Raw genomic sequence first — 16047 nt, 5'->3', positions numbered from 1 at the left:
ATGGCGGCCACCCGCATCGACCGCCGCATGGCGAAGCTGAAAACCGAAGGCCGTCCTGCGCTGGTCACCTATTTCATGAGCGGCGACCCGGACTACGACACAGCTTTGTCGATCATGAAGGCGCTGCCCAAGGCAGGCGCAGACATCATCGAAATGGGCATGCCGTTTTCCGATCCGATGGCCGACGGCCCGGCGATCCAGGCCGCCGGCCTGCGCGCGCTGAAAGGTGGCCAGACGCTGGTCAAGACGCTGAAGATGGCGTCGGAATTTCGCGTCGCCGACAATGAGACGCCGATCGTGCTGATGGGCTACTACAATCCGATCTACATCTACGGCGTCGACCGCTTCCTCAAGGATGCCATCGCCAGCGGCATTGACGGGCTGATCGTCGTCGACCTGCCGCCGGAAATGGACGAGGAACTCTGCATTCCGGCGCTCAAGGCCGGCATCAACTTCATCCGGCTGGCGACGCCGACCACCGACAACAAGCGCCTGCCCAAGGTGCTGCAGAACACCTCCGGCTTCGTCTACTACGTATCGATGACCGGCATCACCGGCTCCGCACTGGCCGACACCGGCAAGGTGGCGGCGGCGGTCAAGCGCATCAAGGGCCATACCGACCTGCCGGTCTGCGTCGGCTTCGGCGTCAAGACCGCCGAGCAGGCGCGCATCATCGGCGCCAATGCCGATGGCGTCGTCGTCGGCACCGCGATCGTCAATGCCGTCGCCAACGTGCTGGGGCCGAAGGGCGAGAAGACCGCCGATCCGGCCGAGGCGGTGGCCACACTGGTCAGCGGCCTCGCCCAGGGCGTTCGTTCGGCCCGCCTTGCTGCCGCCGAATAGTATCCCTACGTCTTTCCTACCTCTTCGTCAGGACAGGAGCCGAAGCGATGAACTGGATCACCAACTACGTCCGCCCGAAGATCAATTCGATGCTCGGCCGGCGCACCGATATGCCCGAGAACCTCTGGATCAAGGATCCCGAGACCGGCGAGATGGTCTTCCACAAGGACCTGGAGCAGAACCAGTTCGTCATCCCGTCCTCCGGCCACCACATGAAGATCTCGGCCAAGGAGCGGCTGAAATTCTTCCTCGACGACGGCAAATACGAGACGCTCGATAATCCCAAGGTGGTGCTGGATCCGCTGAAATTCCGCGACGAGAAGCGCTACACCGACCGGCTGAAGGACGCCAAGGCCAAGACCGGGCTGGAGGATGCGATCGTCAATGCGCTGGGCACGATCGAGGGCCTGCCGGTGGTGATCACGGTGCAGGATTTTGCTTTCATGGGCGGCTCGCTCGGCATGGCGGCGGGCGACGCCATCGTGCATGCGTTCGAGGTTGCCCTGCAACGCAAGCGGCCGTTGATCCTGTTCGCCGCTTCCGGCGGCGCCCGCATGCAGGAAGGCATCCTGTCGCTGATGCAGTTGCCGCGGACCACTGTCGGCGTCGACCGGCTGAAGGAGGCCGGCCTGCCCTATATCGTGGTACTGACCAACCCGACCACCGGCGGCGTCACCGCGTCCTATGCGATGCTGGGCGACGTGCACATCGCCGAGCCCGGCGCGCTGATCGGCTTTGCCGGGCCGCGCGTCATCGAACAGACCATCCGGGAGAAACTGCCCGACGGCTTCCAGCGCGCCGAATATCTGATGGAGCACGGCATGGTCGACATGGTGGTGTCGAGGCTGGAGATGCGCGAGACGATCGCGCGGCTCCTGAAAATGCTGCTCAAGGTGCCGCAGGAGCAGAAGCCGCTGGAGCCGGAAATCCTGCCGCCGGCGGTTGTTCCAGCGGAAACGCGTCCCCAGGCGTGACGCGACGTTCCTGGCTGCGAACCGCGGTTGCGCGCGAGATGTCGTGCGCCGCAGCTTCTTGATTTTGCGCATACCCCTTTCTGGAAATCGATTCCGATCTGCGGGCTCATGCGCTAGGATTCTCTCCCATGACAACACTTGCCGCCGACCGCGAAATCGAAAGCCTGATGGCGCTTCATCCGAAGGGCTTCGACCTTTCGCTGGACCGTATCTCCAGGTTGCTCGAGCGGCTGGGCAATCCGCAGGACCATTTGCCGCCGGTCATCCATATCGCCGGCACCAACGGCAAGGGCTCGTGCGCCGCCTTCTCGCGGGCATTGCTGGAAGCGGCAGGCCATCTCGTCCACGTGCACACGTCGCCGCATCTGGTGAACTGGCACGAGCGCTACCGGCTGGCCGCCGAAGGCGGCGGCAGACTGGTCGACGACGATGTCTTCGCCGAGACAATAGCGCGCGTCGCCAAGGCCAATGAAGGTCAGACGATCACCGTCTTCGAGATCCTCACCGCCGTCACCTTCCTCCTGTTTTCCGAGCATCCGGCCGAAGCCGCCGTCATCGAGGTCGGGCTCGGCGGCCGCTTCGACGCCACCAATGTCATCGACAGGCCGGCGGTGTCGGTGATCATGCCGGTCTCGCTCGACCATGAAGCCTATCTCGGCGACCGGGTCGAGCTGATCGCCGCCGAAAAGGCCGGCATCATCAAGCGCGGCTGCCCGGTGGTCATCGGCGCGCAGGAAAGCGATACGGCGCTGCAGGTGCTGATCGAAACCGCCGAGCGGCTGGACTGCCCGACCTTCGTCTACGGCCAGGACTTCCTCGCTTTCGAGGAAAACGGCCGCATGGTCTATCAGGACGAGGACGGGCTGATGGACCTGCCGCCGCCACGCCTGCCGGGACGTCACCAGTTCGCCAACGCGGCTGCGGCGATCGCGGCGGTCAAAGCCGCCGGCTTCGAGATCAGCCACCGCGCCGCGGAAAAGGCGATGGCCACTGTCGCCTGGCCGGGCCGCATGCAGAAGCTGCCGCAGGGCCGGCTGACGGATCTGGCGCCGAAGGGCGCCGACATCTGGCTCGACGGTGGGCACAATCCGGGAGCAGGCATCGTCGTCGCCGAGGCGCTGGCCGAGCAGGAGGAAAAGAACCCGCGGCCGCTTTTCCTGATCGCCGGCATGATCAACACCAAGGACCAGGCCGGCTATTTCCGCGCCTTCAAGGGCCTCGTGCGGCATGTCTACACGGTGCCGGTGAGCCTCAGCGAGGCCGGCGTGCCGAATGACGAACTGGCGGTCCGCGCCACGGAAGCGGGGCTGTCGGCCGAGCCGGTCAGTTCCGTCGCCAACGCGCTGATGCTGCTGCGCGATAGCTGGGACGGGCAGCCGCCGCGCATCCTGATCGGCGGTTCATTGTACCTGGCCGGCGCGGTGCTTGCCGAAAACGGCACGCCGCCGACCTGAGCGTTCGATTTGTCACGACCAGCGTAAGGAGCCAATCATGATCGAGGTAAAGCAGCTCGCTCATGTCTGCATCTTCGCACATGATCTGGAGGCGACGCGGAGTTTCTACCGAGACGTGCTCGGCCTAGACACCCAGTTCAACTTCCTGCGCGACGGCAAGATCTTCGGCTTCTATCTCAATTGCGGCGGCCGCAGCCATGTCGAGGTGTTCAGGAAAGACGGCACGAGCTACAGCGAGATCAACCAGATCAACCACTTTTGCCTTGAAGTGGAAGATATCGACGCGGCGATTGCCCATATCAAGTCGAAGGGCATCGATGTCACAGCAAAGAAACACGCCTGCGATGACACATACCAGGCCTGGATCCGCGACCCCAACGGCGTGAAGATCGAGCTTTTCGAGTATACCGATAAAAGTGCACAATTTGTCGGCGGCGATCGCATCGCCGATTGGTAATCACGGGCACCGCCCCTTGGTGGACTACTTCAACTCGATCTCGATGAAGGCGTATTCGCCCTCATTGGCGCTGATGACGTCGTGCTCGACGCCCTCCTTGCGGAAATAGGGCGCGCCCTTCTTCATCTCGGCGAAGGACTCACCGTCCTTGGTCAACAGCTTCAGCTTGCCGTCCATCAGTGGCACGATGACGTAGTCGTGGCCGTGGCGGTGCCAGCCGGTGTTGTCGCCCGGCTGGAAGCGGTATTCGGTGACGATGACGCGTTCATTGTCGATGAAGACGGTGGCCTTGGCGGATCCGGTCATGGGGTTCTCCTGTCTGCCTGAACAGAGGACATGGAGCGCCATGGCGCGAGGGCCAGAGCGACCAGTCGATGGCGCCAAAGAAAAGCCCGGCGCGAGGGCCGGGCTCCTTCGATCCAAATTTCAGAACGATCAGGCGAGATTGCCGTTGATCCAGTGCGACAGCGCCGTCTTTGGTGCAGCACCAACCTTGATGTCGGCCCTTTCACCGCCTTTGAAGATCATCAGCGTCGGGATCGAGCGCACGCCGAACTGTGCGGCGAGCTCCGGATTCTCGTCAATGTTGAGCTTGGCGATCTTGACCTTGCCGCCGAGTTCGTTGGCGATCTCCTCAAGCGCCGGCGCGATCATCTTGCAGGGGCCGCACCACTCCGCCCAGAAATCAACCACGACCGGCTCCTTGGCGTTAAGCACGTCGGCCTGGAAATTGCTCTTGTCGACCTTGACGGTGGCCATGCGGAAATCCTTTCGATTTTTTCGTCGTACCAAATGTGGTGGTGATCACGTCTTTGTTCAAGCAGGTGTTGTGTCACGCTGCCGTGAGTCGGGCAAGGGCATCATCCATGAGCGCGGTCGGCAGCTCAATCAGCCGCGGCGCCTCGGTGAACAGCAGCGCGGCAGCGACCTCACGTCCGGGGTAAAGCGGCTGCAGCAAGGCGCGATAAAGCGCAAGTTGGAGCACATAGGCCGGTGGGATTTCGGCAATCGTCTCCGGCGCCGGCCGATTGGTCTTGTAGTCGACGATCGACACTTTGCCCGGCATGACCGCCAGCCGGTCGATCTTGCCTGAGATGGAGCGCAGCCTGCCCTTCACCTCAAGGCTGCCCATGACCGAGACCTCGGCGCGTGAGGACGGCGAGAACAATCCGCCGAAGCGGGCATCGGTGAGGATGGCGGTCACCGAGGCCAGAGCCTTGTCGCGCTCGGCAGCGGGCCATTGCGCGCCGGCGCGTTCGAGATAGCGCTTCGCCGCATCCCGGCGCTCGGCTTCCGCGATGCCGGGCAGCATCTGCAGCAATTTGTGCAACGCCAATCCCCGCATCACCGCAAAACCCGGCTCCGCCTCAGCATCCAGCACCCGCGAGCCGGTGTCGATCACGGCTTCCTTCGTCTCGTCGATCAAAGCCGAGGCGCCGGAGGGCGACAATGGCCTAGGCAGATCCTCGTAGGGCGGCAAGGGCTGGAACAGCGTCTGCGGCAATGGGCCGAATTGCTGCGCCTGTTGCGCCTCCTTGGCGGCTGCTTGCGCGACCGGCGGCAATTTTGTCACGTGGAAGCGATGCACGGCCTCGCCGGTGGCCGGGTGCTGCCGCTCTGTGCTTTCCGGCGCCCCGACCAGCGCGCGGCTGACGATAGAATGCCAGGTGCCGGTGTGCGGCGCCCGCTTGCCATGGTAGCCGCAGACGATCAGCCGGTCCTCGGCGCGGGTCATGCCGACATAGAGCAGCCGGCGGTATTCGTCATCGGCCAGTTCGCGGGCACGGACCGAAGCGGCGCGCGAAAAGCCATTGGCGACATCGCTGGCCGAGCGCCAGAGATAGCCCTTGCCGTCCCAGTGTTCGCCCGAGCCATCGAACGGCATCAGTCGCGGCAGATGCTGGTCGCTGAAGGGGGCCGAACCGCCATCGACCAGGAACACCACTGGCGCCTCCAGGCCCTTGGCGGCATGCACGGTCATGACACGAACCTCGTCGCGGGTCTGATCCATCTCCCGCTTGATCTCGGGACCGGCATTCTCCAGCGTCGACAGGAAGGATTCCAGCCCCGGCAGGCCGGTCCGCTCCTCAGCCAAGCAGAAGTTCAGGAACTCGTCGAGAATGTCGCCGGCTTCCGGCCCGAGCCGTGCGATCATCTTCCTGCGCAGACCGTCGCGGGCGAGAACGGCGGCATAGAATTCGAACACCGGCTTGAACGCCGCCTCGTTCGACCATGTGTCGAGTTGGGCAATGATGGTGGCCAAGGCAGCCCCGTCACCGGCATGCTCTCTGAGCGAAGCGATCAACGGGAGACCGGGCAGTCGCTCGCCCGCGAGCTTGAAAAGCATCTCTTCCGAAACGTCGAAGATCGGACTGCGCAGCATGGCGGCAAGCGACAGATCGTCCTGCGGCTGGATGAGAAAATGGCCAAGCGCGATCAGATCCTTGACCGCGATATGGCCAGGCAGGCTCAGCCGGTCGGCGCCGGCGACCGGGATGTCGCGGCGCTTCAGCGCGCGCGTCAGCGCATGGACGAAGCGATCGCGCTTGCGCACCAGCACAAGCACATCGCCGGGCCGGAGCTTCTTGCCGCGGCCTTCGATGATCTCATCGGCGCCGATCCAGCCGGCAATGGTCACTGCTACGTTTTCGGCGACGCGCACCGCCGGCGCATGGGCGTGGTCGACGGCTTGCGTCCAGTCGTCGGGCTCGTCGACGGCATCCGCGCCGATCGACGGCCAGACCTCGACATAGCCCGGCGCGTCGGTGCGGATAGCCTGGTGGCGCAGCGGATCGGGATCGTGGCTGATGCCACGCCGCACGGCGGGATCGGCGAAGACGCGGTCGACCGCGGCAAGAACGTCGTCGCTCGAGCGGAAAGACCAGGTAAGCTTGAGATCGGCGAAGGCGGCATCGGCGTCGCGCACCTTGCCGGCAAACAGCAGCCTTGAGTCGGCGAAGGAGTCGGGCGCCGCTCCCTGAAAGGAATAGATCGACTGTTTTTCGTCGCCGACGGCAAAGATGGTGCGGTGGACCGTGTCGCGCGCGCCTTGCCCGGCAAAGAATTCTTCCGCCAGCCGCTTCACCACATCCCATTGGTCGGGGCTGGTGTCCTGTGCCTCGTCAAGCAGGATGTGGTCGATGCCCTGATCAAGCTTGTATTGCACCCAAGGGCCGGCGTCGGGCCGCGCCAGGAGATTGACCGTGCGGGTGATGAGGTCGTTGAAGTCGAGGAAACCGCGGGCACGCTTCAATTGCTCGTAGCGGGCGATCAGCCAGTCGGCGATGGTCAGCGCCGCACTTGTGCCTTCCAGCATCCGGAACAGGGCCAGCCGGTCGGAGATTTCGAGGACGGCGCCGACCGCTGCCAGATAGCGTTCCGGCAGATCCGGCAACCGGTCGAGCAGCGCCTTCTTGAATGTCTTTGCCGGCTCATAAGGAGCGCCATCCGCCCGCAGGAAGGCCTTGCCCAACAGTTGCAGCCGCCGGATCGGATCATCTTCGGCAAAGGCAAGACGGGCATAGGGCAGGATGTTGTTCAGCACGATGCGGGCGTCGGCAGCCTCGGCGGCGCGGGTGAAGGTGACGAAATAGTCCGGCACGAAGCCCGGCAGCGGCCAGACGGATGCCGCGATATCCTCGGCGGTCTGACCGGGGCGGAACCGGAACTCGTCGAACAGCGCCCGGAAGCCATCGCCGCCGGCCGTGCTGATGAAGGTGCGCAACCCGTCGCGCTTGCGCACGATCTCGGCAAGCAATGCGTCTAGCCCGGCCTCGCCGCCGCGTTCGAGCACGGCGGCGAAAGCCTCTGCCAGCCCGGCGTCGCCCGCGGCCGTGCCCGAGATCATGTCGCGGCGCGCAGTGGCGAACAGCGAAGCCTCCATTTGGCTGTCGAGCATTTCGAAATGGGCCGGAATGTTGGCTTCCAGCGGGAATTGGTGCAGCACCGATTCGCAGAAGGCGTGGATCGTCTGGATCTTCAGCCCGCCCGGCGTTTCCAGCGCCTCGGCGAACAGCCGGCGCGCCCTGCGCATGGTGTCGCTGTCGGGCCGCCTTCCGTCCAGCGCCTCTATCCTCGCCGCAAGCTCCGCGTCGCCAAGCGCCGTCCATTCCGAGAGTGTCGAAAACACCCGGTTCGACATGTTGGCGGCGGCGGCGCGCGTGTAGGTCAGGCACAGGATCTTCGACGGATCGGTACCCCTAAGCAGAAGCCTGATGACGCGCTGGGCCAGCACATGGGTCTTGCCCGATCCGGCATTGGCCGACACCCAGGCGGAATTCCGCGGGTCGGAGGCCCTGGCCTGGCTGATGGCGGTGTCGGTCGGGATCGGATAGGCTTTCTTCACGCCTCCCCTCCCTCGTCGTCGGCATCACCACCGGCGGACCATTCGAGCACACGGGCGAGATGGTCGTAGTCCCCATCGGTCTCGCCCTCGCGAAACGGCAATGCGCGCGAGAGGTAACCGGTCGCCGGGTCGGCATAGTGGATCAGCAGCTTTTCCAGTCGCGCCCAGGCTTCCTCCGCGAGATCGGCGGCGGTTCGTGGCTTGCGGTTGTATTCGAGGATGGATTCCTCGAATACCTCGCCATTCGGCTTCAGCCTGATGAAGGCCAGTTGCGATGGCTCGCACGCACCCAGCCCCTTGAAGGCGCCGCGCCTCAGCAACGCGCCCTCCAGCGCCAATTGTGGCGACAGCAGTGTGTGCGCCTGCGCCTTGGACGGCGAGGAGCCGGTCTTGTAGTCGAGAATGTCGGCCATGCCGCCGGCCAGCAGGTCGACGCGATCGGCATAGCCGGACAGCGTCACGCCGGATTGGCCGACGCCGGTTTTCTGGGCGCGCTCCTCGGCATGCCGCCGGACCACGGCATCGGCGCGGCCGCGCTCCCATTCGACGATGCCGCCGGCAAGCTTTTCGAAGCGCGGCCACCATACCGCTTCGACATCGGCCGGGAGGGCCGCCTCGGCGAAGCAGGCGCGGCCGGCAGCGATAAGGCCGGCCAGCGCCTCCGGCGCGCGCGGGTCGGCCACATCAGCCGAGAAAAGATGCAGGATGGCGTGGAACAGCGTGCCGCGTTCGGCGGCGCCCGGATCGCGGATGACCGGATCGAGCGGCATCAGGCCGAGGATCCTCCTGGCATAGATCGCGTAGGGGTCGCGGCGCAGCGTTTCGATCTCGGTGACTGAAAAATGAGTTGGCCTGACAGCCAGCGGCGGCTTCGGCTGCGGTCGCGGCGCAAAATCCTGCTTCTCGCCAGCATCGAGCGCGCGCGCCCAGGCCAGCAATTCATCGCCGCGTCGGCTAAGCACCGTCGCATGGTCCTTGCCTATGAAGGTGAGGATGCGCTGCAGCCAGCGCGATGGCACCGCCGGCGCATCGCCGGAGCGGGCGGAGCGCGCCAGCACCACCTTCTTCGCGCCCATCGCCATCTGGAAATCATGAGCGGCAAGGCCGATGCGTCGTTCGGGCGGCTCGAGATCGATACCGCTCTTCATCAGCCGCGACATGAAGCGGTCGCTCTCCGGCTTGCGCGGCCACACGCCTTCGTTCAAGCCGCCAATGACCAGCGTGTCGACGCTCTGCAAGCGGGCTTCCAGCGCACCCCAGATGGCGATGTTCCGGTCGGTGCCTTGCGCCGGCTTGACCGTTTCGGGCGCGATCAGCGCCTCCATCACATCAGGCCATTCGTCCGCGGCGAAGGAGAACGGCACCGAGGCGGCGACCAGCCCGCGCAACAGCTCGGCGAGCTTTTCGCCGGCGTCGCCGGCATAAAGGCCGCTCAGACTGCCATCCGCGGCACGGCCGAGATTTTCGAGCACGATGACGCTTGCTCTGCTCAACGCGGCAAGATCGGCGTCGCCCTCGCCGCGAAGAGCGACCAGCGGCGCCAGCGCGGTGGCAAGGCGGACGGGCAATTCGCGGGCGCGCTCGATGCGGCGCTCGGTCAGGCGTGAGAACCAGAAGGGCTGGCGCTTGTCGCCACTCAAGCCGACAAGGCGAGCTTCGAAGAGTTCCGGCAGCGACGCGATATCGGGACGTCCGGTGCCGCCGCGCAGCGCCACCAGTTCGACGATCTCCGCGGCATGGCGGACTTCCGTTCTTTCCAGGCCAAGGCCAAGCAGCGGGTGCTTGAGCAGCGACAGCAGTGAAACCGGATCGCCGGGGCGGAAAGCGGCCTGAAGCGCCAGCCTGAGCAGACCGGCAGCCAGCGTGTTGGCGAGTGGCGTGCCGCCGGAATCGTCGGCGACGACGCCGAAGCGCAAGAGTTCGGCCGCAACGCGCCGCGCCAGGGCGCGGTCGCCGGTGACGAGCGCGGCGCGACGGCCGGGCTCTTCGACGGCGCGTTTGAGCGCGACGGCGATCGCCACGGCCTCGTCACGTTCGCTGGCGGCTTCGAGAAGCGTCACATCGGCGAAGGCCTCGGCGATCTCGCCTGATGTAAAGCCGAGCCGCGTCTCGGCCCACAATTCGGTGGTTTCCGCCGGCCGCAGTGCCTCGCCGACAAGGGCCGCGCGTAGCGCCAACGGCCTTTCGGCAATTGCGATCACCTCGACATCGCCGCGCAGCACGCCGATCTTGCCGATCAGCTTGGCCAGGCCATATTGCGGGTGGCCAAGCAGAGCCGGGCGGGCGCCAGGTGCGGCAATCGCCTGGAAGGACGGCTCGTCCAGCGTCGTGTCGAGGCCGGGCAGCACGACGGCGCCGCCGGGCAGGCCGGCGATCACGGCGAGCAGTTCGGCCGTGGCCGGGATCGATCCGGTGGAGCCGGCGGCGATCACCGGCCCGGACGGCGGATTGCGCTTCAGCCGCGCCGCTTCCAGCCTGATCAGTGCATTGCGATGCGCGGCGGGGTTGGAGCGATTGCGCTCTTCCAGGATGTTCGGCCAATTGTCAGTGACGATGCCGAGGAAATCGAGCGTCACTTGCCACCAGCCAGCCAGATTGCCGGTCACCAGATCGGCAAGCCTTGACCAGTCAGTGCCCTCCGTCTCGATCTCGTCCATCAGCCGGGCCAGATCGCGCGCCAGCCAGATGGCATCGGCGGCGGAGGCCGGCACGACGATTTCCTCGTCGAAAAGAGCCGCGACATGCGCCGGCAGGCGGCGTTTCCAGGCGCGCACCAGCGGCGCCAGCAGCAGCAGGCGCTCGATCGAGGCGATCGGCGGCGCCAGATCGAGAGCGGCCGCCGCTTCGGCCTCGAATGCGGCTTCGTCCTCATCGAACTCGCCGAGCGGGCGGATCACCGGCAGGATCGCCGATCGGCGGCCGAGCACGTCGACGAAGACGCCGCGCAGCGCGCGCGCGGCGCGGCGGGTCGGCACGTAGATGGTGACATCGGCCAGCGCCAGCGGATCGCCGTCGAAGCGGAAGCCCGCAATGAGCCGGCCTGACAGCAAGGCCTCGGCCAGCGTCGGCAGGAACGGCGCTCCGGGGGGGATCGAGAGGACGCGGCGGGAGCCGCTCATTTCAACCCGTTAAGAGCGCTGGCCGGATTGGCAAGCGCGCCGGCGACCGCCGCTTCGGCCAACGGAATGGCATCGGGCGTGCCAACGGTGATCCAATGGCCGCGCATGGTCATGCCGAACAGGCGGCCGGCAGCAATGGCGCTATCGAAGTAGGCGTTGAGCGAGTGCGGCCCGGCCGGCGCATCCCTGAAGAGGCGCGGATGGATAATGGCAGCGCCTGCATAGATCAGGCCCGCTGCATCGCCCTTCGAACGCCGCAGGGCGCCGTCCGGCGCGATCAGGAAATCGGTGCCGCCGCTATGTCCGGTCGCTGACTTGATATCCGCGAGCATCAGCAGAATATCCATTTTCGCCGCATCCCATGCAAGGGCAAGGCGCGCGAGATTGGATGCGCCGGCGTCGATCCAGAAAGTGTCGGCGTTGACGATGTAGAAAGGCGCCTTTCCCAGTTCCGGCAAGGCATGGACGATGCCGCCGGCGGAATCCAGCAGCCTTTCGCTTTCATCCGATATGACCACTTTTGGAGCGGCGCGCCCGGCGACATGCGAGACGATCTGTTCGGGGAAATAGTGGACATTGACCACGGCCTTGGTGACGCCTGCCTCGGCCAGGCTGTCGAGCCCCCAGTCGAGCAATGTCTTGCCTGATATCTTTACCAGCGGTTTCGGCATCGTATCGGTGATCGGCCGCATGCGCTTGCCAAGCCCGGCGGCAAGCACCATCGCGGTTTTGAGGTGCGCCGTCACAGCGGCCGTTCCTCCAGCAGGCCGTGCGCGACGTAGAAATCCCGCAGGCCGGCCAGCGCCGTATGCGCCAGCGCCCGCCTGAGATAGTCGCGAATGCGCGGCAAGTGCTTGAGATAGTAGGGTTTGCCGTCGCGCTTTTCGAGCCGGACGAAAATGCCGAGGATCTTCGAATTGCGCTGCGCCGCCATGATTGCATAGGTCTCGACGAATGCCTCTTCGTCAAAGCCGCCGGCCGTGTGGCGCGCCGCGATATAGGCATCGAGCATCCGCCGCTCGATGTCGGGCGATACTGTGACGCGGGCATCCATCGCCAGCGAGGCGACGTCATAGGCGGACGGGCCGATCAGTGCGTCCTGGATGTCGACGATGCCAAGGCGGTCGTGACCGGAGCGGTCGCCGCGCCAGATGATATTGGGCGAATGGAAATCGCGCAGCATCAGCGTGTATTCCCGGCCTTTCAGCCGGTCGAGGATGGCGTTCCATTCCCTGTGGTAGCCGGCACGCAAGGCGGCGCTGGCCGGGCCGCCGGTCAGCATAGGCACATACCAATCGACCAGGAGATCGGCCTCGATCATCATGGCGTCACGGTCGAAGGGCGGCACGTCGTGGAAGACGCCGGGCGCGGCCTCCATGCGATCGGGCCAGGCCTTGCCATGCATCATGGCCAACAGTTCGGCCGCCGCCGCATAGCGCTCGGCGACCGGCTGGCCATCGCTGTCAAGGAACCCCTCGGCGCCGAGATGCTCAAGCAGCAAGAGACCCTGGTCCAGATCCTCGGCGTGGATCTCCGGGGCGCTGACGCCGCCGGCCCGCAGAGCCCGGTCGATGGCGACGAAGGCCGTGACCGACTGCGCGGTGTGGGCGATCACGGCGTAGGGTTTGCCGTCACGCACCGGCGGCCCGAGCACCAGCCTGGGCGAGTTCATCAGGACACGCGGCGGCAGTCCGGGCAGCGAGACGATCTCATAGGAGCGGGCCGAGGCGTCGCCGATGAAATATCGCCGTTGCGCGTCCCCCCAGCCGGCTCTTCCCAGAAAATCGCGCATGGCAAGCGATCGCGCGGCGCGCTCGAAGGCGGCGCCCTGCCCCGACAGTCTGGCCAGCCGGCCGTCGCCGTGATGGACCAGTTCGATCAGCACCGAAGTCCTTGGCAAATAGTCCGCTGCCCGTTCCGGCCACTCGACCAACGCAGCGCCTTGCGCCAAAGCCTCGTCGAAGCCCAGTTCGTCGAGCTCGGACGCCGCCGACAGTCGATAGAGGTCGAAATGATGGACGGGAACGCGCGCCTCATAGCTCTGGACGAGCGTGAAGGTCGGGCTCGGCACATCGAGACGGGAATCGTCGGCCATCGCCCTGATCAGCGCCCGCGCCAAACTCGACTTGCCGGCACCGAGATCGCCCTTCAGCGCCAGCACGTCGCCGGGGCGCAACGACATGGCCAGATCCTCGCCGAGCCTTGCGGTCGCGGCCTCGTCGGCGAGAAATCGCTCCAGTACCAATCCCGCCATCGAGCGCGCTACTCGGCCGCGGCGCGGATGCCCGGCGTGTCGGGAAAGGCACAGATGACGGTAGTGCCCTTGTCCTTGCCGGTCTCGATACGGACGCTGCCGCCATGCAGTTCGACAAAACTCTTGACGATCGACAGGCCGAGGCCGGCGCCGCGGCGGCGGCCGCCATTGGTGCGCGGTTCGAAACGGCGGAATACCGAATCGAGCAGGTCCGGCGGCATGCCGGGCCCATCGTCATGAACGGAGAATTCCACGCCTTCTGCAAGCTGGCGGCAGGCGAGCGTGATGGTGCTTGCCTCCGGCGCGTAATTGGCGGCGTTGCTCAACAGATTGTAGAGGATCTGGCGTATGCGGATCTCGTCGCCATGGAAGGTTTTTGGCGCGGCGGCGGCGTCGATCTTGAGCTTGATCGAATGCTCGTCCAGCCGGTCGGCGACCAGTTCGGCGGCGGCGGCGATGGTCCGGTCAATATGAACTTCGGAGATATCGAGCTGCATGATGCCGGCGTCCACCGTCGCCAGATCGAGGATGTCGTTGACGATGGTGAGGAGCACCGAGGACGACGAGCTGACATGCTCGACATATTCGCGTTGCTTCTGGCTCAACGGCCCGGTCGACGGCAATGAAAGAAGCTCGGTGAAGCCGATGATGTTGGTCAGCGGCGAGCGCAGTTCATAGGAAACGTGCTGCACGAACTCGTTCTTGAGCTGGTCGGATTTCTCCAGCGCCTCGTTCTTGTCCTTCAGCGCCCGCTCGACATTGACGCTGTCGGTGACGTCGACGAATGTCATCATCACCTGTCCGTTGGGCAGCGGGATCATCGCATAGCGCAGCACGGTGCCGTCGTTCAGCTCGGTCTGGCCATGGCGGTCGCGGCGCTCGTCGTCGAAGCCGGTAATGGCGGCGAGGAACCCGCCCCAGGGACTGTCCGCGGCGCGTTGATCGCAGAGATCGCGGATCATGGAGACGTGGACGTTTGGCTTGGCGGTGTCGGCGTCCAGTCGCCAAAGCGCTGCGAATGCCGGGTTGGACAGTCTGAGCCTGCCGTCCGGACCGAAGACAGCCACGCCTTCGGCAAGGTTGTCGAGCGTCTCGCCCTGAACCCGCACCGCGGTCTGGTAACGGCTTTCGAGGTCCATCTTTTCGGTCAGGTTCTCGAACACCCAGGTGACGCCGCCCTTGGGCTGCGGATTGGCGACGACGCGGATGGTCTTGCCGTCCGGCAGATGCCACCAATGCTCCTGCGACTCGACCGCCCGATAGGCAGCGAGCAGGCTCTCCTTCCAGCGCCGCCATTCGGGCTGCTCGGCGATCTTGCCTTCGCTGCGCAGCCGGTCGAGGAACAAGGCGTTATCGGGGGCGCTGTGCAGGAAGCCGCTGTCGAGACCCCATAGCTTCTGGAACGCCTGGTTGAAGAACCGCAACTTTTCGTCGGTGTCGAAGATCGCCACGGCGGTGTTGAGCTGGTCGAGGGTGTCGGCGTGGCTCCGCACGGTCCGTTCATATTCGCCGCGGATCGCTTCGATGGCGCTGGTGTCGCAGGCAAGACCCGCCGAACCGCCAGCGCCGGCGAAGTCGGTCACGGCGAACACGCGCCGGTCGCCTTCGATGACGGTGGAAAGCGTCTGTTCGAAGACGGGACGCGACTTGTGCTGCGCGGCGATCGCATCGCGCGCCTGGCCGCCCAGGAATTCCTTGGCATCGCGGACGGCGACCTCGGCGCTCTGCGCCTCGACGGCCTCGGCATAGGCCCGGTTGACCCATTTCAGCCGGCCGTCGGTGGTGCGCAGCCATGACGGCATGTTGAGCGCGTCGAGAAGACCTAACATGGTGTCGTAGTCAGCGGCGAGACGCTGGTTCTCGATCTTCAGCCTGGCCTCGCTGCGCTGCGTTTCCGAGAGCGAGACGAAGCGCACAAGCACATGTGCCGCGCTCTTGCGCCCATGCACCTGAAGCGGCGCGCCGACCAGGGATTCGATGACGAGATCGAAGGGCTTGGCCTTTTCGCGCAAGGCGGCCACGGCATGTTCGAGCGCCGCCGCCGAGCGCGGCATCAGCCAGCGGCCGAAGGCAAGGAAAGCGGCCCGGTCTTCCGGGGCGCCGCTCTCGAGCGGCAATGTGCCGATGATTTCAGGCTTCTTGTTTTCCGAGGTCCATACGATCACACGCTGGTCGCGCGTGTTGAGCAATGCCTCGGAACGCTGCAGCGCCGCGTTGACATCGGCGATGCGGGACCTCAGTTCGAGGTTCTCCGCCGAGGTGCGTGCCCGCTGGCGGATCAGAACGATGGCCGAAAGCAGCGCGGCGCCCATGACGCCGACGAACACGGCGAGCTGTATGACTTCGACCGTGCTGACCGGCAGCACGGCCTTGCCCACGCCAGCGGTTTCAGCATGCGCCGCGAAACCGAGTAACGACCCGGCAAGCGCGGAGGAAGAAAGCAATTTCGCGACGCGGATGCCAGCGCGCCATAGCCCGCCGCCCTCGGCAGCGGAGCCCGTGATACCCGAATCGTTACGGCCGCCGGAAACGGCCTGTCCCGCGCAAGGCGGGTAATCCCCCGGCATGTCCTGGTCCTCTTCGCCGCCTGAATGCAAGACC

At 65.5% G+C, this 16047-nt stretch carries 11 protein-coding genes; 4 read left to right on the top strand and 7 right to left on the bottom strand.

What is annotated here, in order from left to right; genetic code table 11:
- The 4 genes from trpA to C9427_RS10175 all read left to right on the top strand — a co-directional run bounded on the left by trpA (position 1) and on the right by C9427_RS10175 (position 3728).
- Positions 1–843 (top strand): tryptophan synthase subunit alpha, encoded by an 843-nt coding sequence (trpA, locus tag C9427_RS10190; RefSeq protein ID WP_107649046.1) that lies wholly within the window; start codon positions 1–3, stop codon positions 841–843.
- A 47-nt stretch (positions 844–890) separates the two neighbouring features.
- Complete coding sequence (accD, locus tag C9427_RS10185) at positions 891–1817, top strand: acetyl-CoA carboxylase, carboxyltransferase subunit beta (protein ID WP_107649045.1); 927 nt, start codon at positions 891–893, stop codon at positions 1815–1817.
- Positions 1818–1945: 128 nt separating this feature from the next.
- Complete coding sequence (locus C9427_RS10180) at positions 1946–3271, top strand: bifunctional folylpolyglutamate synthase/dihydrofolate synthase (protein WP_107649044.1); 1326 nt, start codon at positions 1946–1948, stop codon at positions 3269–3271.
- A 37-nt stretch (positions 3272–3308) separates the two neighbouring features.
- On the top strand, positions 3309–3728 hold the full coding sequence (locus C9427_RS10175) for a VOC family protein (RefSeq protein ID WP_107649043.1): 420 nt from the start codon (positions 3309–3311) through the stop codon (positions 3726–3728).
- A gap of 24 nt (positions 3729–3752) precedes the next feature.
- Here the strand turns inward: C9427_RS10175 and C9427_RS10170 are convergent, their stop codons facing one another.
- From C9427_RS10170 to C9427_RS10140, 7 genes are all read right to left on the bottom strand, one after another.
- The gene (locus tag C9427_RS10170; RefSeq protein ID WP_097573011.1) at positions 3753–4034 is read right to left on the bottom strand and encodes a cupin domain-containing protein; all 282 of its coding nucleotides are present in this window, start codon (positions 4032–4034) and stop codon (positions 3753–3755) included.
- 129 nt (positions 4035–4163) lie between these two features.
- Positions 4164–4487, bottom strand: coding sequence for a thioredoxin (trxA, locus tag C9427_RS10165; protein ID WP_008872778.1), 324 nt, complete (start codon positions 4485–4487; stop codon positions 4164–4166).
- 73 nt (positions 4488–4560) lie between these two features.
- Positions 4561–8073 (bottom strand): double-strand break repair helicase AddA, encoded by a 3513-nt coding sequence (gene addA, locus C9427_RS10160; RefSeq protein ID WP_107649042.1) that lies wholly within the window; start codon positions 8071–8073, stop codon positions 4561–4563.
- Positions 8070–11192: a double-strand break repair protein AddB gene (gene addB, locus C9427_RS10155; RefSeq protein WP_107649041.1), complete on the bottom strand. Its 3123-nt coding sequence runs from the start codon at positions 11190–11192 to the stop codon at positions 8070–8072. The genes addA and addB overlap by 4 nt, the downstream gene beginning before the upstream one ends.
- Positions 11189–11914, bottom strand: a complete 726-nt coding sequence (locus tag C9427_RS10150; protein ID WP_167434315.1) for a nucleotidyltransferase family protein — start codon at positions 11912–11914, stop codon at positions 11189–11191. The genes addB and C9427_RS10150 overlap by 4 nt, the downstream gene beginning before the upstream one ends.
- Before the next feature lie 20 nt (positions 11915–11934).
- The gene (gene tsaE / locus C9427_RS10145) at positions 11935–13446 is read right to left on the bottom strand and encodes a tRNA (adenosine(37)-N6)-threonylcarbamoyltransferase complex ATPase subunit type 1 TsaE (RefSeq protein WP_107649039.1); all 1512 of its coding nucleotides are present in this window, start codon (positions 13444–13446) and stop codon (positions 11935–11937) included.
- 8 nt (positions 13447–13454) lie between these two features.
- Positions 13455–16013: a sensor histidine kinase gene (locus C9427_RS10140; RefSeq protein ID WP_107649038.1), complete on the bottom strand. Its 2559-nt coding sequence runs from the start codon at positions 16011–16013 to the stop codon at positions 13455–13457.
- Between the last annotated feature and the right edge of the window lie 34 nt (positions 16014–16047).

The organism is Mesorhizobium helmanticense, assembly GCF_003034915.1.
Taxonomy (GTDB): domain Bacteria; phylum Pseudomonadota; class Alphaproteobacteria; order Rhizobiales; family Rhizobiaceae; genus Mesorhizobium; species Mesorhizobium helmanticense.
The sequence above is the reverse complement of the archived record's forward strand: the minus strand, read 5'-3'. Positions and strand labels throughout refer to the sequence as shown.